The 25,842-nt window shown below is 42.5% G+C and carries 17 protein-coding genes and 1 CRISPR repeat array; of the genes, 5 read left to right on the top strand and 12 right to left on the bottom strand.

From position 1 onward, the window contains the following. Nucleotides 1-45: 45 nt before the first annotated feature. A CRISPR array of direct repeats spans nucleotides 46-387; the repeat unit is 37 nt; unit sequence GTTAGACACCACCAATTCCCCGTAAGGGGACGGAAAC. Nucleotides 388-491: 104 nt separating this feature from the next. Beyond that, the gene (locus VB693_RS00935; RefSeq protein WP_190700310.1) at nucleotides 492-731 is read left to right on the top strand and encodes a hypothetical protein; all 240 of its coding nucleotides are present in this window, start codon (nucleotides 492-494) and stop codon (nucleotides 729-731) included. On the opposite strand, the gene VB693_RS00930 is transcribed toward VB693_RS00935, so the two are convergent. Together VB693_RS00930 and VB693_RS00925 are read right to left on the bottom strand one after the other, a co-directional pair. Then, nucleotides 728-1,447, bottom strand: a complete 720-nt coding sequence (locus tag VB693_RS00930; RefSeq protein ID WP_323264661.1) for a GDYXXLXY domain-containing protein — start codon at nucleotides 1,445-1,447, stop codon at nucleotides 728-730. The two genes, VB693_RS00935 and VB693_RS00930, sit on opposite strands and share 4 nt — an antisense overlap. Nucleotides 1,448-1,999: 552 nt before the next feature. Beyond that, nucleotides 2,000-3,463, bottom strand: coding sequence for a DUF2157 domain-containing protein (locus VB693_RS00925; RefSeq protein WP_323264660.1), 1,464 nt, complete (start codon nucleotides 3,461-3,463; stop codon nucleotides 2,000-2,002). A 333-nt stretch (nucleotides 3,464-3,796) separates the two neighbouring features. Between VB693_RS00925 and VB693_RS00920 the strand changes: the two genes are divergently transcribed. Together VB693_RS00920 and VB693_RS00915 are read left to right on the top strand one after the other, a co-directional pair. Then, the gene (locus VB693_RS00920) at nucleotides 3,797-4,750 is read left to right on the top strand and encodes an RsmB/NOP family class I SAM-dependent RNA methyltransferase (protein ID WP_323264659.1); all 954 of its coding nucleotides are present in this window, start codon (nucleotides 3,797-3,799) and stop codon (nucleotides 4,748-4,750) included. A gap of 236 nt (nucleotides 4,751-4,986) precedes the next feature. Further along, the gene (locus VB693_RS00915; RefSeq protein ID WP_323264658.1) at nucleotides 4,987-5,430 is read left to right on the top strand and encodes a DUF2267 domain-containing protein; all 444 of its coding nucleotides are present in this window, start codon (nucleotides 4,987-4,989) and stop codon (nucleotides 5,428-5,430) included. A gap of 541 nt (nucleotides 5,431-5,971) precedes the next feature. Here VB693_RS00915 and VB693_RS00910 read toward each other — a convergent pair. The 10 genes from VB693_RS00910 to VB693_RS00865 all read right to left on the bottom strand — a co-directional run bounded on the left by VB693_RS00910 (nucleotide 5,972) and on the right by VB693_RS00865 (nucleotide 15,416). Beyond that, the gene (locus VB693_RS00910; RefSeq protein ID WP_323264657.1) at nucleotides 5,972-6,757 is read right to left on the bottom strand and encodes a metal-dependent hydrolase; all 786 of its coding nucleotides are present in this window, start codon (nucleotides 6,755-6,757) and stop codon (nucleotides 5,972-5,974) included. A 52-nt stretch (nucleotides 6,758-6,809) separates the two neighbouring features. Beyond that, nucleotides 6,810-7,325 carry a DUF302 domain-containing protein gene (locus tag VB693_RS00905; protein WP_323264656.1) on the bottom strand — a complete coding sequence of 172 codons (516 nt, stop codon included), beginning with the start codon at nucleotides 7,323-7,325 and terminating at the stop codon, nucleotides 6,810-6,812. Between the two features lie 43 nt (nucleotides 7,326-7,368). Then, nucleotides 7,369-8,133, bottom strand: a complete 765-nt coding sequence (locus tag VB693_RS00900; protein WP_323264655.1) for an SDR family oxidoreductase — start codon at nucleotides 8,131-8,133, stop codon at nucleotides 7,369-7,371. 31 nt (nucleotides 8,134-8,164) lie between these two features. Beyond that, complete coding sequence (locus VB693_RS00895; protein ID WP_323264654.1) at nucleotides 8,165-9,388, bottom strand: RNA polymerase sigma factor; 1,224 nt, start codon at nucleotides 9,386-9,388, stop codon at nucleotides 8,165-8,167. 3 nt (nucleotides 9,389-9,391) lie between these two features. Then, complete coding sequence (locus VB693_RS00890; protein ID WP_190700290.1) at nucleotides 9,392-10,009, bottom strand: glutathione S-transferase family protein; 618 nt, start codon at nucleotides 10,007-10,009, stop codon at nucleotides 9,392-9,394. 16 nt (nucleotides 10,010-10,025) lie between these two features. Further along, nucleotides 10,026-10,361 (bottom strand): YciI family protein, encoded by a 336-nt coding sequence (locus tag VB693_RS00885; RefSeq protein WP_190700287.1) that lies wholly within the window; start codon nucleotides 10,359-10,361, stop codon nucleotides 10,026-10,028. 235 nt (nucleotides 10,362-10,596) lie between these two features. After that, nucleotides 10,597-11,742, bottom strand: coding sequence for a hypothetical protein (locus VB693_RS00880; protein WP_323264653.1), 1,146 nt, complete (start codon nucleotides 11,740-11,742; stop codon nucleotides 10,597-10,599). A gap of 39 nt (nucleotides 11,743-11,781) precedes the next feature. Next, nucleotides 11,782-13,407 (bottom strand): GMC oxidoreductase, encoded by a 1,626-nt coding sequence (locus VB693_RS00875; RefSeq protein ID WP_323264652.1) that lies wholly within the window; start codon nucleotides 13,405-13,407, stop codon nucleotides 11,782-11,784. A gap of 266 nt (nucleotides 13,408-13,673) precedes the next feature. After that, nucleotides 13,674-14,474: a hypothetical protein gene (locus VB693_RS00870; protein ID WP_323264651.1), complete on the bottom strand. Its 801-nt coding sequence runs from the start codon at nucleotides 14,472-14,474 to the stop codon at nucleotides 13,674-13,676. Nucleotides 14,475-14,618: 144 nt separating this feature from the next. After that, entirely contained in the window at nucleotides 14,619-15,416 is a 798-nt protein-coding gene (locus VB693_RS00865; protein WP_323264650.1) for a cupin domain-containing protein, read from the bottom strand. Between the two features lie 1,606 nt (nucleotides 15,417-17,022). On the opposite strand from VB693_RS00865, the gene VB693_RS00860 reads away from it, so the two are divergent. Both VB693_RS00860 and VB693_RS00855 read left to right on the top strand, forming a co-directional pair. Further along, the gene (locus VB693_RS00860; RefSeq protein ID WP_323264649.1) at nucleotides 17,023-23,880 is read left to right on the top strand and encodes an SDR family NAD(P)-dependent oxidoreductase; all 6,858 of its coding nucleotides are present in this window, start codon (nucleotides 17,023-17,025) and stop codon (nucleotides 23,878-23,880) included. Between the two features lie 128 nt (nucleotides 23,881-24,008). Then, nucleotides 24,009-25,841, top strand: coding sequence for a tryptophan halogenase (locus VB693_RS00855; RefSeq protein WP_323264648.1), 1,833 nt, complete (start codon nucleotides 24,009-24,011; stop codon nucleotides 25,839-25,841). Nucleotide 25,842: the final 1 nt, after the last annotated feature.

Below are 25,842 nucleotides of genomic sequence, written 5' to 3'. Positions count from 1 at the left end.
TTAAACTTGGGAGTAGTAACCCTGATTGCATACGTTCCCTAAAGGGTTAGACACCACCAATTCCCCGTAAGGGGACGGAAACGACGACAATCACAGCAGACGCCGCCTCTGGCGCAACTTCAGGTTAGACACCACCAATTCCCCGTAAGGGGACGGAAACCAATACTGGATTGCAACAGCATTAAGCGAGTCATGCGAGAGTTAGACACCACCAATTCCCCGTAAGGGGACGGAAACACGAACTGAACCATCGTCGTAACGCTTGAGGTCTGACTGTTAGACACCACCAATTCCCCGCAAGGGGACGGAAACATTATGGTATATTTCATATGTTCAATTCCTGTTTGCGGGTTAAACACGACTAATTCCCCGCAAGGGGATGGAAACAACACCAACGGGATCTAAGGACTAAAATCAGCTGACAGAATTAGCATAGATGTGTAGAGTAGTTGAGGAATGATCACCATCTTTCAACATTGACGCATCCATCTATGGAGAGAAAAACTAAAAGACTGTTGTTGCTTGTGGCTTCCTGTAGTGTAGCTGGTGTAATTTTAGGGGGGACTACCAGTTGGGCTGAAAGCAATTTGTGCTTGCAAGCCGAACAGGTTACAAGCGATTGCTTAATTCAAAATCCCATGCAAAAAACTATATCAGGCATGAGTACAGGATTGTTAGCTGGAGCAGGGGCAGCTTGTGGTGTAGCCTGGAATGTAAGCCATGAAGACTAGAAAGTGTAATTGCGATCGCGCACCCACAGACTAACCGGTACAGCGTTACCTTGGGGGTCTACTTTAACTTTGACAGTGATTGGTCGTAGCCGTCTAGTTCTATTTTGACTAACAGAACGGCGGATATCCTCACTGATTAATTGGCGTTGTTCATCAGCGATATTGAATGTTTCTACACCGTAGTTAACAAAACCATTCTCATACACACCTCTGAGGGCTACTTGATTGTTAGGGAGGGACATAGGCAAGGTACTAGTTACACGCACAGGTCGCCAAGCCCTAGGTACGCCACGATTAAAGGATTGTTGTTCTCGCAAAATCACATATAAATTAGTTCCTGAAAGTAATTGTCCGTTCCTCCCGCGATTACTTCTGACAACATCATTCCAGCCAGATAATCTTCTCAAATTAGAGAGCCGAGCTATGTTGTAATCAAGATTGAGAGTATAGCCTTGCAATACACTTTCGGGAGATGAAGTCACAGTCTGCAAAATCACCTCCTTACCTGTGAGGTTAGTATATGCAGCTTGGGTAGGGACTGCCAAAATGATGCCAGTTTGCAGCATCAAGGGAACTAATAACCGCCAAAAAGGTAAGGGCTGATTATATTTTTGTTCCGTCGCAGTCAAGTAATCTTTAAAAGTCAGCTTTTTCGAGAACTCCGCTTCAGGAGACAAAGTTTTACTTTTGCTAGATTCAGAGGATTTATCTGACATGGCCGTAGTCCTAAAAATAATGGGTTGTAGGGAAATTAAAACAGGACTTACGCAGATTGGGGATTGGGGATCTTCCTGCACCAGCTTTTAATCCAGCCAAGAAATAAATTAGGCTAATAGCTAAACTGACTTTTCAGGTTGTGTGGAAAAGGTAACGGGAAACCTAACCCCCTAACCCCCTTCCCTACTAGGGAAGGGGGAAAAGTTAAAGTAGGGGAGTTACTGTGTACACACAAGTCTGATAACCTCATTCCACATCGTTTCGATCCCCCCTAACCCCCCTTAAAAAGCTACGGTGTATACACATCTTTGTGCTGGGTACAAAATGTGGTTTGATCCCCCCTAACCCCCCTTAAAAAAGGGGGGAATAGATTCAAAGTCCCCCTTTTTAAGGGGGATTTAGGGGGATCTGAATGGATTTGATACATCACTAAGGACTTTTCAAACATCATCTTAGGGGGTTTGGGGGTGGGGTTCTTCTACCGCAGTCAAGGGAGAAACGCTATAGAAGACTTTAGTTATTAGCACTCACTACTCACCACTCACTCAGCACTAATTTTTACTCTTATTCCCTGATGAACTAGATGAACTAGATCCACCAGTAACACGACGTTCAAACCACAATCCTGTGCTAATTAATATCGAACCGCACATGACAAAAACCATCGATCTAAACAGTAAATCGGTGTTATATTCTAGCATTCGACTAATAACTAATAGGGTTAACAATAGCATCCCGCCCCAAAATGAGCGTCTATTGTTGAGTTTTAATCCCTCTTGAATGAATCCCCAAGAAAGTACCACCAACAGCACACTGAAAATGAAACTACCTAGGTCGCCAATGCGATTAACAGCTTGGTGCAAAAAAGGTACTACTACTATAAAGCCTAGAAAAGTAGCAATCAGACCAGTATTAAACACCACTTCCCGCCGGGGTGGGTTATTTGTTTGGCGTAAGAGAAATAGCCATTGCAATACGGCTAGACCACTGAGAATCCCCAAATCGATGATGGGGAGAGACATTAAACCGTTGTTTCTTGATGTAAAGGAATTAAAAGCAAGTCCTTGCCATGTCCATCGAAAAGAAAGAGCATAAAAGACTAAACCAAAGGCAATTAAAGATAAATTACGGGCTAGGGGTTGAAATAACCTGTAATTGATTGAGGGAAACAGTAGGTCGTCATAACTCCAGAATAATGCAGGTGGCAGTGCTAAGGCAAAGGATGCTACCCAAGGGGCCATATTAGAGAAATTCTGTAATGGTAGGGGGTTAAGATTGAATTGTAGGGAACTGACAAAAAAGAAAGCGGCGAAGAAGAAAATCCACCGGGAACGACAGGAGTAGGCTAAGGGTACAAACAATAGCCATGAGATTAAAGGCATATGTCGGACTGCTAACCTAGCCCAATTCCAGTCAGCCGACAATGAAGAATTCCATAAATCGCCTAATCCAGACCAATAACCAATCTGCACAAGGATAATGGCTAGAATCCCTAGAGAATTGAGGGAGAGACTATAAGCCATGAAAGAGACACCAAATCCCCAGGCGAGAAATAGTTGTGTCATTGAACCAGTGATATTAAAAATCTGCGCCATCAGCATGATGTTCACACCGAGGATTAAAGCCGCTAAAATTAACAGTGCTTCTCCTAAAATGCGATTGCTGCGGCGTTGTTTTTTCCCTTCACTTTTCCCTTCACTTTTGCCTGAAGCTGGTTCTTGCCAAGTGTAAAAACCTGTGATGCTAACGAAGATAAACAAACTCATCATCATGATAAATTTGACATCTCTTGACCAGGAAAACCAGTTAGCAGCGACGAAAGTGGTTACACCCAAGACCAACAGAAGACCACCGCCAGCGATCGCAATCATCATAAAGCGATCGCGTGCAGCTGCTTCTAAATTCTTAAACTGATGGCGATCGGCAATTTGTTGATATTGGGAAGAACTAATGATTCCTTCATCACGCCATATCTGTGCTTCCCGCCGCAATCTCTTCTGAAAATTATCAAACATCGTGACCCTCTCTAGTGCGTTTGGGCAGCTTGGCAATCAATCGTCCAGGATTTACGCAAAGAGATAGTCTTATACCAATTCGCAATTCGCAATTCGCAATTCGCAATTAAGAAAGTCAGATACCATCTGGATTTCAAGATTTGCATCTGTTGCTTAAGTTTGGAGAATCGGTATTAAATGGGGCATGGGGAAGAAAAAAGTCAAAAGTTTTTCCCCTACTCCCCTGCTTCTTACCCAGTCCCCAGTCCCTCATTTAATAAATGTTGGTCATTATATTCTAAAGTATGAGGCTAAACCACTGATAAGCATTGTTCTTCTGTAACACTTTGACTAATGGAAAAACCATCAAATTTATTACTGAAACTTGCCCGACGTTTGTCCGAAAACCCTGATAATCAAGAAAAATTTCTTGAGTCATTAATTTCTCCTCAATCCTTTCATCCCTGTATCCTTTGGTGTCAAAATAAGCCAGATAGCTTACCTTTTTCAGTAGAATCTCCATTGAATTGGCAACCACAGTTTATAGATCGTTTAGAGTTAGGAGAAAAACCAGGTAAACACCCCTTACATCATCAAGGATATTTTTATTGTTTAGATTTTTCTTCTGTATTTGCAGCTTCTATTTTATTAGCAATTCCTCAATCAGTGCAGTTAATTTTTGATATGTGTGCTGCACCAGGGGGTAAAAGCATATTTGCTTGGCAAGCTTTGCAACCAAATTTAATTATTTGTAATGAAGTTATTGGTAAACGTTTAGGAATGCTAATATCTAATTTAAAGCGTTGCCATATTAGCCCTAGCATTATAGTCAATCGAGATTCTAGTATTTTTGCAGAAAATATCCCCCTAACCTGTGATTTAGTATTAGTTGATGCTCCTTGTACTGGACAATCTCTATTAGCTAAAGGAGAAAAAGCCCCAGGATGTTTTCACCCAACGGCTATTAATAAAAGTGCCAATCGTCAAAAAAGAATCATCGCTAACTCCGCGCAATTAGTTGCCCCACAAGGTTATTTAGCTTATATGACTTGCACCTATTCCCCTGAAGAAAATGAGCAGGTTGGTGAGTGGTTTTTATCACGTTTTCCGCAGTTTCAACCAGTAAAAGTGCCTCATTTACAAGATTATCAGTCACATCTAACAAGCATTCCTTGTTACCGTTTATTTCCTGAAGATAGATTAGGTGCTGGGGCGTTTACTGTGCTGTTTCAAAACACTGATGTAGGAGAACAGCAAGAGTTAGATATGGAAGTTTTAAATGATTTAGGTATTATCCAAAATATTTGAACTCCTTGTTTAAATTAGCTATCTTCTTTGATTTGCAAAAACTCAGCCAATACTACTCGATTAAGAAATTGACATCACAGTAACTCATTCTTTAGACATACGAGGAAATCCAGCATCACACGTCATTAGCTGGAGGAGAGTTAACTGATTACTTTCTTAGGATGGCTAGAGAACTGTAAAAGCTTTATTTTCACTATTGCTGTTAGTACAAATAGTCAAACATAGGGGCTAAAAGTATGACAATGACAGGATTAGATATTTTTGATACAACCTTGCAGAATACTATCCCTTGGGTGAATGATTTATGTAATAAATTGGGATGGGATAACAAACACAAGGTATTCCAGGGATTGCGGGCGACCTTGCACGCTTTGCGCGATCGCCTGACAATAGAAGAAGCTGCTCATTTAGGCGCACAGTTGCCCATTTTGCTAGGGGGATTCTACTACGAAAACTGGCGACCTGGGGCAACTCCCATTAAAGATAGAACCAAGGAAGCATTTCTACAACATATCCGTGACTACTTCCGCACTTCTGACCCCGATATTGATGCTGAGATGGTAGTGCGTGCCGTCTTCAAACTCCTAGCTGAGAGAGTGACTAGAGGCGAAATTGCAGATGTTATTAATATGATGCCTCCTCAGTTACGAGAACTTTGGCCGGAAGAAGCCCGTGCTTAAGAGATTTGGTTAGTAAGCATGACAGCCAAGATACGGATACCATTGCCGAAACGTTTCTTGACATAAAAACGGCAAATTTCCCGCGTATTATAGCGGTTTGCAGTTGAGTCTAATATAGACCTAAACCCAACCCTTTCCTTACAAGAAGAGTAAGCTTCAAAGCCTCTCTCCTTATCTGAGTTTTCACGTCATGTGGAAAAGTCCACGGAAAATCTAACTTCCAAACCAGGATTTCAAAGTCTCTCTCCTCGCAGGAGAGAGATTTAGAGAGAGGTTTTCCAGATACCGTGAAAAGTTAGCTCTCCTTATAGGATAGAGATTTGGAAAGAGGTCAAAGTGTATTGCATACAAACGAGAAGAGCTATATTGGCTAGTTCACCTACTAGGTCATCAAATTTGAATTGAGGGATAAGCAAGTTTGTAGTAAGGACTTTAGTCCTTAGAAAAATCAGGACTAAAGTCCTTACTACGAACCGTCAGGACTAACTTGATAGACTACTACTGCTGTTACTATAATTGCACCCAACTGAGAACCGCTATATTAGCCAATCACCCTTTCAATTAGAAACAAGTTATCTCTTTCTGAAGGATGAAAATTGACTTTCAAATATTTTATTGAGTGAGAGAATACTTTGAAGAAAATTTTTTCTTCGCTGAACAAGAACTGTACCATTTCCTGCCAAACCTTAAAATTCAAAAGTTTTTTATCATGATGCAACATGATAAGTAATCCTAGGTTAACAAAACCTAAAACAAAGGTATAAGCCATAATGATACCTAAGATACGAATTAGGTAACTCTGAGTTACATCTTGAAAAACATCATAGGCGACTGTTTTATGCTCAATTTCTTCAGCAGAATGCCACTCGAAAAGTTCCTTCATTATAGGTTCTGCATCTGCAAATAATTCTTCTTTCAAAGTAAGTTCAGCTATAACATTTGTAAAATGCTCTACTCCGGCGATCATAGCTAGCTTAAATTTAATACTCAATCGCTTTTCACAAACATTAAAAAGAATAAACCGTAAGCAGCGAAGATAGATGTCAAACGTATAACCTTGTTGGTAGAGGATCTGCCAAAATTTCTCATGCTGAACAGCGTGTTGTGCTTCCTGACCAACAAACGCCGCAGCTTCCTGTTTTAATTGGGTATTTTCAATCTGCTTGATTTGTCTTTTTATCGTCCGCAGCATGAATTGTTCGCCATCGGGAAACAGCAGTGTAATGCTGTTAAAAAAGTGTGTTTTGAAAGCACTGTTACCATACCAGTACCTTTGAATCTGCGGAGAAAAATTAAAATTTTTTTGCCTTACAGTTATTTGAGACATAATCATTTATGCTCCGTGAATATTTTGGAAAATAAAACTAATTAAGTCGGTTTTATACAGCGATCGCTACCAAATCTTCAAGCTTACGGTCAAGCATTTGCGCCACCTGCAAAATCTCTTCATTCTGTAATTGACCTAGCAATGATGATGGCTTGTCATAAGTCACATAAGTCTTGCCATCAAAATTTTCATACACAAATAGACGCAATGGAACATACAATCCCACCGCAGGATCTTGTTCAAACATTTGGTTAGCTATTAGCGGGTTGCCAATTATATAGAGTTTGGATTTATTACGCTTACCAGATTGAGATGTGAGTAATCCACCCAGTTCAAAATCTACCAAAATTGTCAGTCCACTTGTCCCCAGCATTGACTCAACTGCACTTTTCACCTGATCAAAAGATTTGTTTGTATCTAATCTTTTCAACTGTCTGAGAAGTTGGTTATCAGCTTGAGAAGCCATTGATTCAATTGCCCTTGTCACCGCATCAAATGTCTTCTCAGAACACACAACAACGCGCGTTACCATGAAATTAACATTAGTTCTGGAATGAACAGTTGTCATCTGTTTCTCCTGCAATTTTTATGCAATCTTTGAGTTGGAAGATTTATGTCATTTGAACTTTAAAGGCTTTGGATACAAGCTGTTTAAGTATATCTTCGGCCTTAGCGGGTGAGAGCCGATGTGCAAAGTAAAGAGCTTTCGCAGGCCCAACTCGAATCTCATAATTGTTAGTGCGTAGACCTTTGATTAAAGCCTCCGCCACCTCCGCAGGCGAAACTTTATCCGCTTTGATTTGCTCGATTGCTTCTGTATCGACAAAAGGAGGCATCACTTCAAACACCTTGACAGTGGTTTGCTCTAGCTGCTGTCGCAAAGAACGGGAGAATGAGTGTAGAGCTGCCTTTGTCGCCGCATAAATGCCCATATTTGCAGACGGTACGAGGGCAACTATGGATGAAAGTGTCACAATAGCAGATTCCTGGCCATTTAAAAGTAATGGCAATGCAGATTTGGTGACACGTAAAGTCCCTAGCAAATTTGTGGCAATCTCTTGCTCACCACTGTTGAGTGCATCTTCATCGTGAATGAAGTCATAAAATTTTATGATGCCGGCATTGTTCACCAGTAAATTCAGTTCCCCGAATTGAGATTTAATAGCGGTGAACATCTCACTGACCTGATCTGGTTGAGTGATATCACACAAAAAAGTGTGTAGTTTCGGGTAAGTTTGGCTCGCTTGTGCCAACTTTTGTTGATTACGACCACAGATAATGACTTGATTGTTTAAGTTTAAGAAAGCTTTGGCGATCGCTAATCCAATACCTGAGCTTCCACCGGTAATCAAAACTGTGTTGCTATTAATTTTCATAAAAATTTAGCTTGATTTAACTTCCCTTGGTTTACTGTTGACCCATCAAAAAATCACGTATTGCAGAGTCTTCTGTAAGACCGATAGCACGAGCATAAGCCGTTTGGGCATCAGCTTTCCGTCCTAAATGCTTGAGTAAGTGAGCCTTAATTGCCCAATATGGCTGATAGTTTCTAACTGCTTCGGCAGGGATAGCTTCTAGAAGCGTTAAGCCCTGTTCTAAGCCTTTGGCTTCGGCGATCGCGGCGGCATGACTAACTAACGCTCCTAGAGTTGGTGAAAACTGAATTAATCCTTCATATAAGAGTGCTAAAGCCTCCCAATTAATACGGTGAGTTACTAGACGTTGGGCATGGATTGATTGAATCGCCGCCTCAAGTTGAAAGCGTCCCAATTTCTTAAATGTTGCTGCCTGCGCCAGTTCACGTTCGGCTTCATCAATCATTGACTGTGACCACAGCGTGGTATCTTGTTCCGATAACGGCACATACGAACCATTAGCTGTCCGCCGCGATGCTCGTCGGGCTTCACAATGAAGCATCAGTGCTAATAGTCCCCGCGCTTCTGGTTCTTTGGGCATCAGTTGAACACACAAACGCGCCAGCCAGATTGCTTCTTCTGCCAGTCCTTGATGTCGAGGATCGCCCCCAGTCACGTTGTCCCACCCATTGGTATAAGCAGCGTATATGGCTTCTAGCACTGCTTCCAATCGGCTAGATAACTCTCCCGCCTCTGGTAACTCAAAGGCAATACCAGCATCTCGAATTTTCGCCTTGGTACGGACAAGGCGTTGGCTCATAGTTGCAGGGGAAATCAGAAAAGCGGAGGCAATCTGAGCCGCATTTAGACCAAGTACGGTTTGCAACATTAATGGCGTATGGATGCCCGGATCAATGGCAGGGTGAGCGCAGATAAACAGCAGTTTCAACCGTTCATCTGGAAACGCAATTCCTTCTAGGGGAGGTGGAAGTTGTGTCTGCGTTCCTGTCAGCTTAAGGGCATGGATTACCCTATCTTTGACTTGGGTGCGCCGCGCGTCATCAATCAGACGATGCCGTGCAGCTACCAATAACCAGGCTTCAGGATTTTTAGGAACTCCGCTTTCTGTCCAAGTTTTTAAGGCAGCGAGGAAGGCATCGCCGAGCGCATCCTCCGCAGCCGCCACATCCCGCGATCGCACTGCTAGATAAGCAACTAAACGCCCATAGGAGTTGCGTGCTGCCAGTTCTGCTGCTCGACGTGCATCTATCAGCATATTTTAGCCTTGTGGTGCGGTTTTCTGCCAAGCAGGTAACTGCTCAATCCTAGCGTACCAAGCCTGAATATGAGGATAGTTTTCTAGGGGGAAACGGCCTGGTACTGCATAAGTCAAATCACTAGCTACTGAAAAATCAGCTAATGTAAGAGTATTGTTGACCAGAAACTCGCGATCGGCTAAATGGTTATTTAACACGGCTGCTTCCTTGTGGAAGATTTTGGTGGCGCGTTCCACAACTTCTGGATCGGGATCGCCTTGTTGTGTCAACTGTTTGACAAAATTCTCGTATTGTAAAGACTGACACCCCTGAACCCAATGGGCTAGCTGCCAGCTTTGCCAACGCACTATCTCTGCACGGCTTTTGATATCATCAGGCCAGAGAGTGTTAGGGACTTGGCTAGCTAGATATTGCATAATAGCAGTTGATTCCCAAATCACAAAGTCTCCATCCTGCAATACTGGAGTCCGTCCAGTGGGATTTAACTGGAGATATTCTGGTGTATGCTGCTCACCTTTTTGGATATCAACAAATCTGAGGTCAAAGGGAAGTTCCAGGTGGAGCGCAACAGCATGAGCTTTTCTGGTATTGGGAGAGGGGGGAAAGTAATAAAGCTTCATATCAATTTTCCTATTCCTAATTTGTGGATACTAAAGGTCTAACTTCAACACAGCATTGACTCGCAGCTGGACAACGTGCTGCCCAATCCATTGCTGCATCTAGATTTGGTACATCGATGATAAATAAACCACCGAGTTGCTCTTTAGTATCCGCGTAAGGGCCATCCTGAACTTTCCGTTGTCCATCTCTTAAACGGATGGTTGTACCAGTGTGCGATGGATGTAATTCTGCGCCACCTGCAATTACCCCAGCCTCCACTAAGGCTTGGGAGTAAGCATTGTAAGCTGCCTTGACTGTAGGGCGATTAGAAAAATCTTGCTCTGTTTCGTAAACTAGAATTGCGTACTTCATGTTGGTTAGTATATTTGTAATCGACTTGAGCGAAGCACAGAAGTATTTTATGCTTTCTGAATTTATGACGTTTGCAGAAAGGACATTTCGACAGTTGCGTGATTAAAAACCAATTTTTTTTATTTCTAACCGCAATGCCTAGCAAGCAGGGGAGCAGGGAGCAGGGAGCAGGGGAGAATTTTTCAGAACTCACTACTTACTACTTACTTACTACTCAGCACTCAGCACTCACTACTCAGCACTCCCTTTGCCGAGTCCCAAAACACCAGCCTAATATCAAAAACAAAATAGTTCCTAACACACTGCTCGGTTCAGGAACTCCAACTGCAACATCATCTACAAACACATCGTAGACTGCAAATTCTGGCTGGGGGTCAAAGATGGTAGGTATGGGATTGTTAGTTACCAACAGTGAACGGGTTTTGTTGTTAAATGTAATATTAGATGGATTCCTCCACTGCAAAGGATTACCGGGGTCATTAGGTCTGATTGCCGGGCCAGAAAACCGATTGATTTCTGTGCCATTGGGGGATAGAACCGAAATCTGGTTGCCTTTCCCCAGAACTACGTAAAGATTACCTGATGCACCAAATTCCAGCCCCGCCGGAGCTTCATTCGTTGCATACTGGAAAAAAGTTGACATATCCGTAGCCGTGGGAGCATCAATCAGAGGTAAAGTGTAGATGAATCCCTGACCTAGTGGGTCTAAGGTTGCCGCTACATAGAGCTGTTTGCCTGTAGGGTCAACTCGCAGTGTGTTCGCCCCAAAACCATCAAAGCGGCTGTCCTGATACCAAATTTCTGGGTTGCCGCCACCAGGAGCAACTCGCCAGATTGTAGACTGAAATGAATCAGAAATATAGAGATTACCTTTGGCATCAAAGATAATATCATTAATTAGTGGCGGCAATTCTACTGCATTGGGTGAGCAAGGAGTTCCGGCAGAAACACCAGAGCAGATCGGTATATCTGGTAATGCGGTGGCATAAATTTCTTGAAAGGGGTTAGGTTGAGTGACATCAAATCGGACGATTCCCTGTTGGATATCACTCACGTAAAGCCGATTATTTTTATCGAAGACAATACCTGCGATCGCCTGCGCTAAGTTCGGATTCTGACCTATAATTTGATATTCTCTCACAAACACACCAGAGTCTAAATTATACTCTAGGACACTTGGTTGGACAAACAGATTAGACTGGGCAGGCCCCGAAATAAACACGCGATCGCCTAATATTTCAATATCTTCAGGGAAACCCGGCTCATAGGGAAGTTCCGCAAACACGCGGGAGTCCCCCAACAACCGCGCCGCCTGCGCTGCTTCTGGAATACTAATCGTCAATAGAGACAACAAACCAATAGCCCAGTAATTTATTTTCACGACACTATCCTTTTCAATCTGAAGTTATTTCAATAGCCGTTAAACAATATCTTCTGCAATAATTTTTTCTAGACAACGCTCTGCCACAGCTGCGATCGTCAAAGAGGGGTTTGTACATCCTGTAGATCCGGGCATCAGTGCGCCATCAACAACATACAACCCTTGATAACCCATGACCCGACCATAAAGATCACAAGCTTTTCCTAAGACTGCTCCCCCTAAAGGATGGAAAGTCGGAAATGTATCAGATACTGCACCCATAATCTTGGTCTTATGGGGATAGTAGCTACCTATTGTGGTATTTGTTTGTGTCTTGCCAAATGACAGAGCATTTTTTCTGTCAATTACTCGGTAAGCAAATTGTGTGGCTTTCAATAGTTGCGGATCTCCCACAACTTTAGTGTCAGGCCAAGTTAGCCTTACTAAACCTCTCATGGCATCGTAATCAAATTTCCCCTTCACAGAAGGTAGTCCTATACCAACAAATGCAAGGATGCCATCTGGTGCATTCCAGACCGAGAGCAATTCTACAGATATTGGGCCAAAAGGATTATTAAAGTCTTGAATAACCGCAGTGGCAGGCCCCCCTAGACTAGTGTTTGTAGGTAATGGGAAACCTGAACGAACAGAAAAAGTATCTCCATTAGTCCCCCAGTCTAGACCAATGTAGTTGTTTAATCTAGGTAGTGTACCTGTGGCTTTGGCTTTGACTAAAAGCCGAGAAGTTCCCATAGAACCAGCCGCTAAAAATAGATATTTACAGACAATAGTCTTCGTGGCAATGACTGCTCCAGACTCATCAATCTGGTTACATACAACTCGATAGCCATGTCCTGGAACTTCAGATATCTCTGTGGCGATATGCAGAGGTAAAATCTCTACATGACCAGTTTGCTCTGCCTGTACTAAATAATTACGATCTAAACTCTTTTTCGCCCCACTATTCATTCCATACCAGTCTTCGCCAATAATAGCTGAAGGAATTTTAGTCCCATTAATTTCCTGACGAATAACGTCCCAATCTACAGCAATATCTAGTAACTGACTGGGTAATCCAGCATTGGCAGCTTGCTGAAGAAACAATCTAGTAGATAAATAGTATTTAGTTGCCAAAATATCTTGCGGAATTGGTGCTGGTTTGATGACAGCACGAACACGGGGATAATAAACTTTATCCATCTGATCATAGTCAATTGCTTGAGGAAAGACCCGATGGAATATCTCCCTTGGAGGTTGGTAGGTTACACCGTTATAGACTAAAGAACCACCACCAACTCCCGCACCACAATAAACAGAAATTCCTGTTTCATCTTGACGGTCTAAAATCCCTGGATAGACATCTATCGGAATTTCGTCAAATATCAATGTTTTGGGACTTAGCCAAGCCGCTCGACCATCAGGATTACGGTATGTCGCAAAAGTATTTTGTGCAGATGTGATCGGCCAACGACGACCTCGTTCTAGAATCAATGTGTTGATCCCCGCCTCCCCTAAACGCAGAGCTGCTACAGCACCACCAAAACCGCTACCAATAACTAGAGCTTCTACTGTTTCTTCTTGTGCATTCACCCAGCGATCGGTGACTAATGAACTCATTAAAGCAGTAGAAAATAGGGCAGTATTCTGGAGAAAACGACGGCGACTATAAAACTTATTGTTTAGCATATACATCTCTTCTTTGTGATATTTTGACGCGCCAAGAGTATTTTTATTGACGCTAAAAATCGGCTCTTCAGTTCTTTTTATGGAGTCGAATAATAAATAAAATCTAATCAGAGCTTATATTCTTTGCTATAACTGGATTTTAAATTTTTGAGCCTTTCTATAAAATGGCTATTTTAATGCCCTACCATAAAACCAACGCAAGAGCCTAAAAATTTAAATGGTTGCATTGCTAAAGTTCTAACTTTAGCAATGCAACCTTGGTCAAATTAACCTACTTTACGGACTGATTTGGATTTGCGTTTCCAGATGGAAATTGCACCTGTAGCACCCAATACTATCAAGCTCGATACAACAGAAGGTTCAGGCACTTGTCTAGAGCCTTCAGCTAATATTTGCAACACATAATCGGCACGATTGTCTTGTTGGAGTATAAAGTCATCAAATACTATTTCTCCAAATTGATCGTAAGCCGTACTAGAAATTAGTCCATATCTACCAGCAGCTTGAGCATATATCTGAGGGTAGTTAGGAGGAGGAGTTGGCACGTTTGACAAATCTGTTAATTCGATAAGCCCTGGTTCTTTGAAAATTTCCTCAAATCCAGGGGGATTCCAAAGAACCTTCAATTTCGCGTTTGTATCAGTGGGGTTTAAAACTCCGTGAATGCGATATCTTGGGGTATAAATCAATGTTCCAGCCGGTGCATCATAGGCGTGCAGAATATCTTTTGGCGCATTGACTCCAGGGATGAGGCTAACGTCATCATAAATATTTTCTCCGAGAAAAATTCGCAGAACCCCTTCTTCAACATATAACCATTCGTCATCGTCTTGATGTATGTGTGGAAATGCGCCTTTCCCTGGAGGAACCATAGTTTCTCTCAATGTATATTGGCCGTTAGTAGTTTCACCCCTTTTAACAAAGGTAAACGGCTCTCCATCAAAGAACAAATACGATGGTGCATCCGGATCTGGTGTGATTTTTGGAAATTCAAAAGCTTCTACTTTAGGGGTGATAGTTAAAGCCAATAGCAAAGAGCTAATTACACCAATTCCAAATAATTTCATGCTCAATTCTCCTTTGAAAGTAATGTTTGCAAGAGGTTTACTTGATCTGAACAATGCCGCATCAGCAGAAATCTGATAGAGCTTCTGGAAAAATTAAAGTTAAAGAAAGAGACTCTAACTTTCGGCGACAAAACTTTTGCTGAACTAAGCTACTTTGTCGCCCAATTTGGATTTGCGTTTGCGGATGCAAACTGCACCCGTAGCACCAAATACTAAAATTCCCCCTAACAAAGTAGGCTCAGGAACTCGTGTAACATCGTCAGCCAACAAAGCTAACAACTTATCACTATGATTGTCTGGAAAGGGAAAATTATGGTCTACTAGGATGTCTCCAAATTGCTCAAAAGAGGCACTACCAACTAGTCCATAATTGACTGATGCGGCGGCAAATCTATAAATGGTTTGAGGATCATATGGTGGCAAATTTGCTAAGTCTGGAACAGATACACTAACTTCTGCAATCAAGTCCTCAAACCCAGCAGGAGTGGCAACTAAAAGCACTTTACCTGTTGTCGTTCCTACATTTCTAATGCCGTGAATGTAGTTCTTCCTGCCATAAAATAATGTTCCAGCCGGGGCATCAAAAGCATAAAGCGTATCTCTAGGAGCATTAACTCCAGGAATCTGATTGGGATCAGGATAAAAGCTGTCTCCTATTACTAACTGCATATTCCCTTCTGCGACATATAACCACTCATCTTCTTCGTGGTGAATGTGTGGTGGTGCAGCACCTCCTGGTGGAACAATAGTTTCCATAAGTGCATACTTTCCTCCGGTAGTTTCACCTCTTTTCAGAAAAGTAATTGGTCCGTTCGGTAAGAACAGATACGAGGACGCATCTGAGTCTGGTTTCACTTTGGGGAATTCAAATGCTTCTACTCTAGAACTCATCACCACAGCGAGTAGTAATGAGCTAATTAGTCCAACCCTCAATAATTTCATTTCACAATCTCCTATTTTCGTTTTATAGCTTGTTGATTTTAAAGTGATGACCTTTGGAATTCATAACTTGCAATAGTACTTTCATCCTCATAAAATCTTTTTTTAGAGAATTCTCTAGTCCCTAATAAAAATTTACGGTCTATATGAGTTAATTAATTGAAGACTATTCAAAGATAATCACATCAATACCAAAGTCTTCAGGTAAAAACCTTAGCAAAGTGTAACTCGATATTTTAGGGAAAATTCTGGACGCATCAGGAAGTAGGCACAATCAACAGCACGCTACAAGCATAAAATGTTTTCTTCGGACTGATCTGAACAACGAAAACTTTTATCTACCTACTTATGCTTTTAACTTAGTTCAGCAGTTTGTCAGAGTTTTCATTAAAATAATTCCAGCCATAATCTATTGCATGATTTTGCTACATACTTTGAACAAGGTTGATTTTGCAAATTGCAGATTTTCTAATTCTAAATATGTAGATTCTGCAATACAGTTACGGATTGATTTATCTGAATTTAATTCAGCTGACTCTAAAATCAAAGACGATTGAGTTTAATTATAGATTTTTGTTGGATTAAATTTTAGTTAAGTTGGCAAAAATATCAAATACTATGTCTACTTTCTTAAGTATTAATTTACTATTTAACGAGATTTCAGATTGATTTTAATTTTGTTGCTATAGTCATTCGATATTGAATATAGATGCAGATTGATGTATCTATATTCAATGCTAGATGAGTTATAAATCAAAGTTTATGGAGTTTAATGATTCATATCTGTTCGATTAAATTTTAGTTAAAATTAAAGAAATATTATCCAATGCAATTTTCCATATTTCTTAAGTATTGGCTCTTTACTTACCATCGTGAAGCCCACCCTTCACCAATCATCATCTAAAATAATTGTAGATATATATCTTCAGGAATAAATCAACCTCAGCTTAATAATTAGTTTTAAATGCTGGGATCAAGACTGAGTAATGAAAACATCTATTTTTTTCTGAATTTACATTTCTTTAAATCTAGCTACTATACATAAATCTCTTAATGGTGCTATTCTTGACTGGAGAGAACGAGCCTCGCCTGATTACCAAAGAATTAGGTAATTGTAAAAGAACATTTAGATGATTTAATTGAGCTAGCCAGTGTAGTTTTAAGGATTTTTTCCATCGGGAACTGGCGTGAGCAGAAGAGTGGTATGCAATTTTAGAAGTATCATCCAAAGGGCATCAGTGTTTGAGCAATATATTATCAAAGACTACTACCCCTAGGAAATTCTGTGTCTATAAGTTTCGATGATTCGTATCCCAGTCAGATAATTTCAATAATTTTTTGACTGAATTTGAAATTCCAACTATCTTCTAGAAAATTGGAAATTAAGTTATTAGACTTCTTGCAAAACTATATTTGATGACCTCACTTAGAGCCTATAGCTATGTCAATCAAGCCTGTTTCAACAGATATTGAAGCTACTAGTACAAGCAAATAAACTCAGTCCTTCTGACTACGATTTAAGTCTTTAAGAAGTTTTGCAAGAAGTTTATTTTCAGACTCTCTCGTCTTGAACTAGACCTATTTGTTTATCTTAACTATGAATATACCAATGAGACAATCTGCTGCTATTGCAATTATTGGCATGGGCTGTTGGTATCCTGGTGCGCGTAATGTACGACAACTCTGGGAAAATATCCTGGCGAGACGGCAAGAATTTCGACGGACACCAGATCAGCGATTACCTCTTTCCCAGTATTATGATCCAGACTCCACGATCCCAGACAAAACCTATGGAAGTCGGATGGCTGTAATTGATGGTTTTGAGTTTGACTGGGTGAGTAAACGCATTCCCAAAACAGTTGTCGAATCTGCGGATATTGCTCACTGGCTAGCTTTAGAAGTTGCAATACAAGCTTTAGAAGATTCTGGATATACCCGTGCAACAGTTCCAATTGAACGTACTGGTGTGTTACTGGGAAACACTTTAACAGGGGAGTTTTCCCGTTCTACTAACTTGCGTATGCGCTGGCCTTATGTACGGCGTGCCTTGGTAGCAGCAATGGAAGCTAGAGGTATATCGGCGCAAGTTATAGATTCTGTGGCAGAAACAGTCGAGGATTATTACAAGTCGGTGTTCTCACCCATCACAGAGGACACTCTTTCCGGTAATCTTTCTAATACAATTGCTGGCAGAATCTGTAATTTCTTCAACTTCCACGGTGGCGGTTATACACTTGATGGTGCTTGTTCTTCTTCACTAGTTGCCGTAGCTAATGCTGCTACTGCTTTGAGTAACGGTGACTTAGATTTGGCTTTTGCTGGCGGTGTAGATATCAGCTTAGATACCTTTGAGCTGATTGGCTTTGCCAAGACTGGGGCATTGACAGACAAAGATATGACAGTTTACGATCGCCAAGCCAGTGGCTTCATTCCAGGTGAGGGATGTGGTTTTGTGGTTTTGAAGCGATTGGAAGAGGCTCGTGCTGACGGCAATTATGTGTATGCAGTGTTAAATGGGTGGGGAATTTCTTCTGACGGCAAAGGCGGACTAACAGCACCTAGTAGGGAAGGCCAAGCATTGGCCTTGCGCCGTGCATACGAACGAGCAGGTTACAGTCCCCATACACTTGATTTTATTGAAGGACATGGCACAGGTACACCAGTCGGCGATCGCGTAGAACTCGAAGGTATTGCTTTAGCGATGGGTGTTGACGGAGAAGTAGGCAATCGCACTTGTGGTGTTACCTCTTTCAAATCCCTTGTCGGTCATACTAAAGCAGCCGCCGGAATTGGCGCATTCATCAAGGCCATCATCGCTGTCAACCGCCGGATTCTGCCACCACTAGCCGGTTGTAAAGAGCCAAACCCAGTATTTGCAACTTCTGCTCGCTGTCTATACCCCATCCTTCAAGGAGAAATACGAAGCCAAACAGATATCTTAAGGGCTGGAGTCTCCGCTATGGGATTCGGTGGGATTAATTGCCACGTCACACTGGAATCTGGCGATGCTCCAGCACTTCATCTTGAACCGTCGATTCCAGAGAGGGCTTTGCTAGTTTCTCATCAAGATACCGAGATATTTGTACTATCTGCCCCATCCGTTTCTGCCTTGCTGCGGCGCACATTAGCTGTAAATAACATTGCCGCAGGATTGAGTTTAAGCGAACTAGTTGATTTAGCTGCTCATTTGACCCGCGAACTAGAACCACAACTACCAATTCGGGCCACAGTCGTCGCTGGTACATCGGAAGAACTAGTTGAACGTTTAAATCTACTGGAAAAATTATTGCGGGAAACGCCTCCTGCTCCTGGAGAAGTAGTTATCAGTCCCCAGAAAGAAGTCTGGATTGGGAATGCCGTGCGTCGAAATAGAGTCGGCTTCTTATTTCCCGGACAAGGTTCTCAAAAACTGAATATGGTGCGATCGCTACTAGAGCGATATAACTGGGCAAAAGACCTCGTAGAACAGGCAGATGGCTGGCTACAAGAGATTGGCTTACCAGGGGTGCGAGAACACATTTATGTTCCACTCGACCGGGTTGCCCATCAAGAACAGTTAGCAGAGTGGTCAAAAAAACTCGCCCAAACCGAAGTAGCTCAACCAGCTATTTGTCTAGCTTCTTTAATTTGGATGCGCTACCTGCATCGTCTTGGCATCAAGCCGATAGCAGTAGGTGGTCATAGCCTCGGAGAGTTGAGTGCAGTGTATGCAGCCGGGGGATTTGACGAAAAGACTCTCTTGTGTATGGCTGGGGTACGAGGACAGGCTATGTCCACATCTAGCCAAAGCGATCACCTGGGTGCGATGGCTAGTTTAGCTTGTTCACGAGAGATAGCCGAAGACCTGTTGGGTCGAGTTAGTGGCTACATTGTACTAGCCAATATCAACAGTCCTTTGCAAATAGTCGTCTCTGGCGAACAGAAAAGTGTTGAACAGGTAATTGAACTAGCTACAGACGCAGGTATCCGAGCAGTCCGGCTACCTGTTTCTAATGCCTTTCATTCTCAATTGGTTGCCACCGCCGCCGCACATCTCCGGCAACACGAACTGATACCAGATCAACTCAAAAAAGTAGCTGTACCACTATTTTCCAGCATCAACGGACAACAGCTAGTACCAGGGATATCATTGCGAGAGTATTTTGCTAACCAAGCGATCGCCCAAGTAGATTTCGTATCTCTCATAAAAACCCTAGAGCAGAAATGCGACTTACTCATAGAAGTCGGGCCAGGAAAAGTTCTTTCTCATCTAGTCAGTGATATTGCTGGTGCAAATGGACTAATGTGTCTGCCTGTGGAATCCAAACCCGGCATCGATCGGGATTTGAATATCATGTTGTCTGCCCTATTTATCCACGGTGGTGACATTAACTGGGAAACTCTCTACGAAGGGCGGCTTGTCCATCCCTTTGTCCCAGCATCACAACGCATTTTTATTGAGAACCCCTTAGAACGTCCATTCCCAATATCAAAGACGATTCCGCAAATATCTGAGCTTTCGTCTCCTTCCCTACCTGCTCAACAGAACTCAATACCGTGGGATCTGCTTGCCGATTACCTGTCTCAGCGTGGAAAGTTTCTCACAGAAGTGATCCGAGCAGACGTGCAAACACAGCCAATGGTTTCTACTGCTGTCAATCATCCAGAGAAAGTTCCCCTAGCAAGTGTATCCTACGCCTCTGAGCCTCAAGTCCCGACCTTGATCCCAGAGCCAACCGTTACTGTCAAACGTGATCAAACTGTTAGTATTGAAAGTCTGTTGATGAATCTGATTGCTCAACAAACAGGGTTTCCCCAAGAGAGCATCACACTACAAATCAGACTCCTAGATGATCTCAACCTAGATTCCATCAAAGCAGGAGAAGTAATCGCTACTGTAGCTAGAGAAATTGGTGTAGCAGGTTTGATTGATCCCACAACTTTAGCCAATGCAACTATCCAAGAGGTTGCCGAGGCATTGCGGGCGGTTGTGCCGGACAGTAAGGGTAATAACCAGTATGCAGCAACAACAGTATTAAACGGGACAAATGGAGCGAAGAATGAATTAATCAACCCTGTTACTTTAAGTATTGAAAACTTACTAGTAAATCTGATTGCTCAACAAACAGGGTTTCCTCAAGAGAGCATCACAATGCAAATCAGACTATTGGATGATCTCAATCTAGATTCCATCAAAGCGGGAGAAGTAATCGCTACAGCCGCTAGAGAAATTGGTGTAGCAGGTTTAATTGACCCTACAACTCTAGCCAATGCAACTATTCAAGAGGTTGCTGAAGCACTGCGAATGGCTGCACCAGATAGTAATAACAATCATGAAGCAGCCACAACTATATTCAATGGGGCAAATGTGGCTTTGAGCGAAGCTGTTGGTGTGGCGTTAAGAGAAGCTATTGGCGCAAAAAAATTGACAGATGCACCCCAACAGCAAACTCAGGTGCGTGATTACATTGTGCGAGCAGTGGTAGAGGAATTTACACCAGTTACCTTGGGCAAACATTCTGAGGAAAAATGGCAAACTGCAAATGTCTTGATCCTCTGTGAATCTAGTGAGCAAGAGATAGCAGAGAGCTTGTATCATCAACTCTACAGTCGAGGCTCTCAGGTTCAAACCGTGTCTTTTACGGAAGCACGCACTCAAACACTTATTGAAAGCGTCGATTTCACTCACTTTATTGCTGTGCTACCTCGCACAACGAATAATAAGTCGTCAACAGACAAGCTGTTGCTCGATATGATTGAACGCTTACGCAGCATAGCCACCCCACCTGCAACTAGCCGGACTTCCCGCAAACATACAACCGTAGCATATCTCCAATTTAGTGGCGGACATTTCGGCACACAGCCACCTCTAGCTGATATTGAGCAGTGCTGTGCAATTGGTTTTGCTGCCAGTGTTCATCTTGAACGGGCTGATCTGAAAGTGCGGGTAATTGATTTCTCCCCGACAATTAGTCCAACTAAACTAGGTGAGTGCGTAATTAAAGAGCTTTCCACCGCCCACGTCTATATGTCTGTAGGCTATGATGAGCATCTAACTCGTTACGTTCCTCGTCCTCAGGTGCAAGAACCTGTTGAGTATGCAAGCCGTGAAATTATCTGGTCATCTGATGATGTTATTCTCGTTACAGGTGGCGGTAAGGGGATCACGGCAGAGTGCGCCCTAGCTCTAGCTCGAAATACAGGGGTGCGGATGGCACTCATTGGTCGCTCACCACATCCTCATGGAAATATTGAAAGACGGGGAAGCGGAAGTACAGAGATAGCCCGGACGCTCGAACGTTTCAATGCTGAGGGATTAACTTGCCAGTATTATGAATGTGATATTTCCGACTTTGACGCAGTAGCATCTCTACTAGAGCAAATCAAACAAGATTTGGGTGAGATTGCCGGGGTGATTCATGGGGCTGCCCTCAACAAGCCCCGATTAGTAGAGCAGGTATCTGCGGAACTGGCATTTGATGAAGTTAAACCTAAGCTCAAAGGTGTTTTGAATCTCTGCCAAATGCTAGCCAACTCATCACTGAAGCTGTTTGTTGGTTTATCCTCTGTCATCGGTATCACAGGGATGCAGCGCAATGCTTGGTATGGCTTTGCGAATGAGACTCTCGATCTGATTTTACGCCGCTTTCAAGCTCAACACCCAGAAGTTGCCGTGATCACAATGGCGTTTAGTGTCTGGGAAGAAGTGGGAATGGGTGCAAGGATGGGAAGTGTTCGCAATCTCGCCAAGATGGGAATTAAAGCAATCCCTAAAGATGCCGGTGTAGCTCGATTTTTGCATCTGATCAAGAATGACCCTGGCGATACCCGCATCGTGATTGCCGCCCCTATGCAGGCTCTATCCGCTTTTGAGTCAAGTGGTTTAGACACTTGGTATCCCCAAAGATTTTTACCTCGTGCTGAGTTAAAATTTCTGGAGCGAATTCTGCTATGTGAACCCGGAGTAGAGATTGTCGCTCGGACGCACCTCAGCTTAGAACGGGATTCTTACCTCTTAGACCACCTTTACAAAGGTTCGTACTTGTTCCCAACTGTGTTTGGTTTGGAGGCTATGGCGCAAGCAGTTGCTTATGTAACAGGTGAGCAGAACTTCCCAGCCATTCGTATTGAAGATGTGCGCCTAGAACGTCCTATAGTTGTAGACCCCCACAAGGGAGTAGACATCGAAATTCATGCAGAAGTACCTGAGCGAGAGTTTAAGAATTCTGGGCGACGGGTATATGTGGCTATCAAGACAGAGCAGACAGGATTTGCTATTAACCATTTTTCTGCTACTTTTGTATTGGGTGTCGAAAACAACCCACCAACGGAGCATATTCATCTTCCAGAGTCGCCTCTAGATATTGAGCCACAAAAAGACCTCTACAGTTGGTTGCTATTCCAAGGAATTAGCTTTCAACGTTTGCAACAAATTTATACCTTAAACTCTGGAGAGTGTGTATTCCGAACACAAAGAAACTCATTCTCGGCAGAAAATCAGGAAGGTAGTTTAAATCGGGCGCAGGGGCCATTTTGGCTAGGAGATCCCTATTGCAGAGATTCACTACTGCAAGTGGGGCAGTTGGTAATTCCGCAGGATATTTGCTTACCAATCCAGATCGATAGCATGGAAATTTACCAACCAAACAGTGAGAGTTCTTCTTATATTGGGGTGACTCACCCTCAAGGGCGGGAAGGAAAACAGTATGAAAATAGTGTTTTGATCACAACTGCGGATGGGCAAATTGTAGAAAGGCTCAATGGTTATCAATTGCGGATATTAGAGCATCGCCAAGATCATCCAACGGTGGAAGAACTAGCTGATCCGACTCAAAGAGATGAGTGGATTCTCCGCAGAAAATTAAGCAATCAAGCTCATCTTTTGAGAGTAACTGCTCCAGAAGTTGCTTTGGCTTACCTTCCTAGAATACATACTCTATCGCCAGTCCAACGCCATGAACTAGAATTACCTTTATTTCATCAAGCGATCGCTCAACTCATCAACAGCAATTCTCATCAGATGCCAGAATTCCAAATTCAGTGGACAGATTCAGGCAAACCTATAGTTGAAGGACTAGAAGCTCAGAGTGTGGTTGTTTCTCTTTCCCATGATGAGCAAGTTTGTATCTGTGTTGCGGGACATGGAGTGCAAGGTTGTGATATCGAGCCGATGACACATCGCACCCGTCAAGACTGGACAGCTTTACTGAGTAATTCCCGTGAGCAGTTAATGCAAGAGTTACTTGCAGCCAAGAGTTCTGTAGCTCATGCTGGTACGCGAATTTGGACTGCTGTTGAATCTTTACGTAAAGCTACTGAAGCAAAGACGATTGACTTATTAATTGACCGTATAGAAGGAGACAGCGTTCTGTTCCGGGAAGCTAATTCCCATAGTCAACTTAAGGTTCTCACTTTCCCCGTGAGACTGACACGAGGTTTAGAAAAAATGGTCGCTTTTGTGGTGCAAGATATCAAATCTGGGATGTAAAAGGCGATCGCTACGCATTGGGTGTGATGGTGTTTTCAAGACACAAAGCTTGTTTAAAGACACAGCATCACACTCAAACTCCAAAATTTTCTCAACTCAAACTTATTAGTCAGTGCAAGGAAGTATCAATGAAAAATACTCAATCCCCAGTCTATGATGTTGTCATTATGGGTGCTGGCATCGCAGGGGTTTCTCAAGCTCGCCACCTGCTTCTTAATATTCCCAACATCAAGGTAGCATTAGTTGATCCTCGTCCCGAAGACCGAACCGACAAGGACTTAAAAGTTGGAGAATCCACAGTGGAAGTTTCGACTATGTTCTTTGGCAAAGAGTTGGGTCTTTATGACTACTTAATTGAAAATCATCCTCCTAAGTACGGATTGAACTTTCATTGGGCTAAACAACCCGAACAAACACAGACTATTGATGACTATCATCACATTTGGTGTACTCGCCAGCCTTCCCTCGCTTCCACTTTGATGAACCGGGCTAAGTTCGAGCGAGATGTTCTCAAAATGAACAAACAAATGGGAGCGAGTTTTTACAATGGTCGGGTAGTGGATGTAGAACTGAACTCTGATGATGCCCTCAACATTGTCAAAGTTAAGGTTGAGCATGGCTACATAGAACTTCAAGCCAAACACCTTGTCGATGCTGCTGGGCGTAAATTCATTATTGGTAACAAAACAGACAACTTAATCTTTGATTCTGAAGACCTCTATGGGGTCAAAAACGGCTCGGCATGGGTACGGGTAAAAAATGTAGACCGGACAATTTTTCATAGTGGCTATGATCCGAATGGCGCAACGTGCAGCCATTACTATGCTACGAATCATATGATGGGACACGGGCATTGGGTGTGGGTAATTCCCACGGATACTCAGACAATGGAATTGTCAATAGGTATAGCCCATCATCATAATGTGATTCCGCCTCAAAGTATCAACACTAAAGAAAAATTCTATGACTTTCTAGAAGCAAATCATCAGCTGATTTATCGACTGGTCAAGAGTGGAGAAGACATCGACTTTCATTACTTACCCAGATTACCCCATAAGAGTAAAACTCTGTTTTCTCAAGATAATTGGTATGTAATTGGTGATGCAGCAGCTATTTTTGATCCCTTCTATTCCTTAGGAATGGTAATGATGACCTTTGGGATTGAGAGTATCACAGAAATTATCCGTGCAAAGTTAGCAGGAGAGCCAGACGCAGAGAGAAAGCGGGCTGTTTATAATGCTTTTAATCTGGGAACTATACGCTCCAATAATCATCTTATCCATGCTCATGACAGACAACTCGGTGACGCTAGCATCATGAGCTGGCGCATATTCTTAGAAAATATGTGGTGGTTCGGCATCATAGTACCTCTTTACGTAGGTAAATGGCATTTAGATTTGAAGTATTTGCGTAAGTTTGGCAAACAAGGGCGTAATATTATTACCTCTTTGATGACAGATGTTTATGAACAGTTTGATCAACTGATAGAACGGCAAACCAACCTGGGTTTAATGTACACCCATCGAGCTGATCAATTACCTTTTCACTACTATGTAACACGAGACTACGATACATATTTACAGGACACTAAATACGAACCAAAAAAATGCAATGTCTATGCCTATATGAAAAATACCTACTTCTTTGTGGCACTATGGTATGTTAAGTTCCTATGGAAAGGTTTTGGGATTAGTGGCTTATTATCACTGCGAAATCTTCACCACATATTCAAATTGTTCATAGCATCTGGTGAATCCGCATTGGATGAATTGATGTTCAAGTTTCAGAATCGAAACTTACCCGTTAGCAATGACATTGCTAAAGCTAGACAAGAGTTTGAGAGTTACGAATACCGACCTGAGTTACAACCCTGGACACAGAAAATTGCCGAACAATCATTACACTCCAATGACGAAAATTCTGCACAAGTTCCAGAGCTAGTAACTAATCTTCAGGTGTAAC

The sequence above is a fragment of the Anabaena sp. UHCC 0399 genome (assembly GCF_034931465.1).
GTDB lineage: Bacteria > Cyanobacteriota > Cyanobacteriia > Cyanobacteriales > Nostocaceae > Trichormus > Trichormus minutissimus.
This window is presented reverse-complemented; position numbering and strand designations above follow the sequence as displayed.

What these genes read in the sequence shown, in the direction of transcription:
- VB693_RS00915 (WP_323264658.1), top strand. Translation starts at nt 4,987, where the DNA reads ATGACAATGACAGGATTAGATATTTTTGATACAACCTTGCAGAATACT.
- VB693_RS00910 (WP_323264657.1), bottom strand. Translation starts at nt 6,757, where the DNA reads ATGTCTCAAATAACTGTAAGGCAAAAAAATTTTAATTTTTCTCCGCAG.
- VB693_RS00870 (WP_323264651.1), bottom strand. Translation starts at nt 14,474, where the DNA reads ATGAAATTATTTGGAATTGGTGTAATTAGCTCTTTGCTATTGGCTTTA.
- VB693_RS00860 (WP_323264649.1), top strand. Translation starts at nt 17,023, where the DNA reads ATGAGACAATCTGCTGCTATTGCAATTATTGGCATGGGCTGTTGGTAT.
- VB693_RS00865 (WP_323264650.1), bottom strand. Translation starts at nt 15,416, where the DNA reads ATGAAATTATTGAGGGTTGGACTAATTAGCTCATTACTACTCGCTGTG.
- VB693_RS00935 (WP_190700310.1), top strand. Translation starts at nt 492, where the DNA reads ATGGAGAGAAAAACTAAAAGACTGTTGTTGCTTGTGGCTTCCTGTAGT.
- VB693_RS00875 (WP_323264652.1), bottom strand. Translation starts at nt 13,407, where the DNA reads ATGCTAAACAATAAGTTTTATAGTCGCCGTCGTTTTCTCCAGAATACT.
- VB693_RS00930 (WP_323264661.1), bottom strand. Translation starts at nt 1,447, where the DNA reads ATGTCAGATAAATCCTCTGAATCTAGCAAAAGTAAAACTTTGTCTCCT.
- VB693_RS00855 (WP_323264648.1), top strand. Translation starts at nt 24,009, where the DNA reads ATGAAAAATACTCAATCCCCAGTCTATGATGTTGTCATTATGGGTGCT.
- VB693_RS00895 (WP_323264654.1), bottom strand. Translation starts at nt 9,388, where the DNA reads ATGCTGATAGATGCACGTCGAGCAGCAGAACTGGCAGCACGCAACTCC.
- VB693_RS00905 (WP_323264656.1), bottom strand. Translation starts at nt 7,325, where the DNA reads ATGACAACTGTTCATTCCAGAACTAATGTTAATTTCATGGTAACGCGC.
- VB693_RS00920 (WP_323264659.1), top strand. Translation starts at nt 3,797, where the DNA reads ATGGAAAAACCATCAAATTTATTACTGAAACTTGCCCGACGTTTGTCC.
- VB693_RS00925 (WP_323264660.1), bottom strand. Translation starts at nt 3,463, where the DNA reads ATGTTTGATAATTTTCAGAAGAGATTGCGGCGGGAAGCACAGATATGG.
- VB693_RS00900 (WP_323264655.1), bottom strand. Translation starts at nt 8,133, where the DNA reads ATGAAAATTAATAGCAACACAGTTTTGATTACCGGTGGAAGCTCAGGT.
- VB693_RS00885 (WP_190700287.1), bottom strand. Translation starts at nt 10,361, where the DNA reads ATGAAGTACGCAATTCTAGTTTACGAAACAGAGCAAGATTTTTCTAAT.
- VB693_RS00890 (WP_190700290.1), bottom strand. Translation starts at nt 10,009, where the DNA reads ATGAAGCTTTATTACTTTCCCCCCTCTCCCAATACCAGAAAAGCTCAT.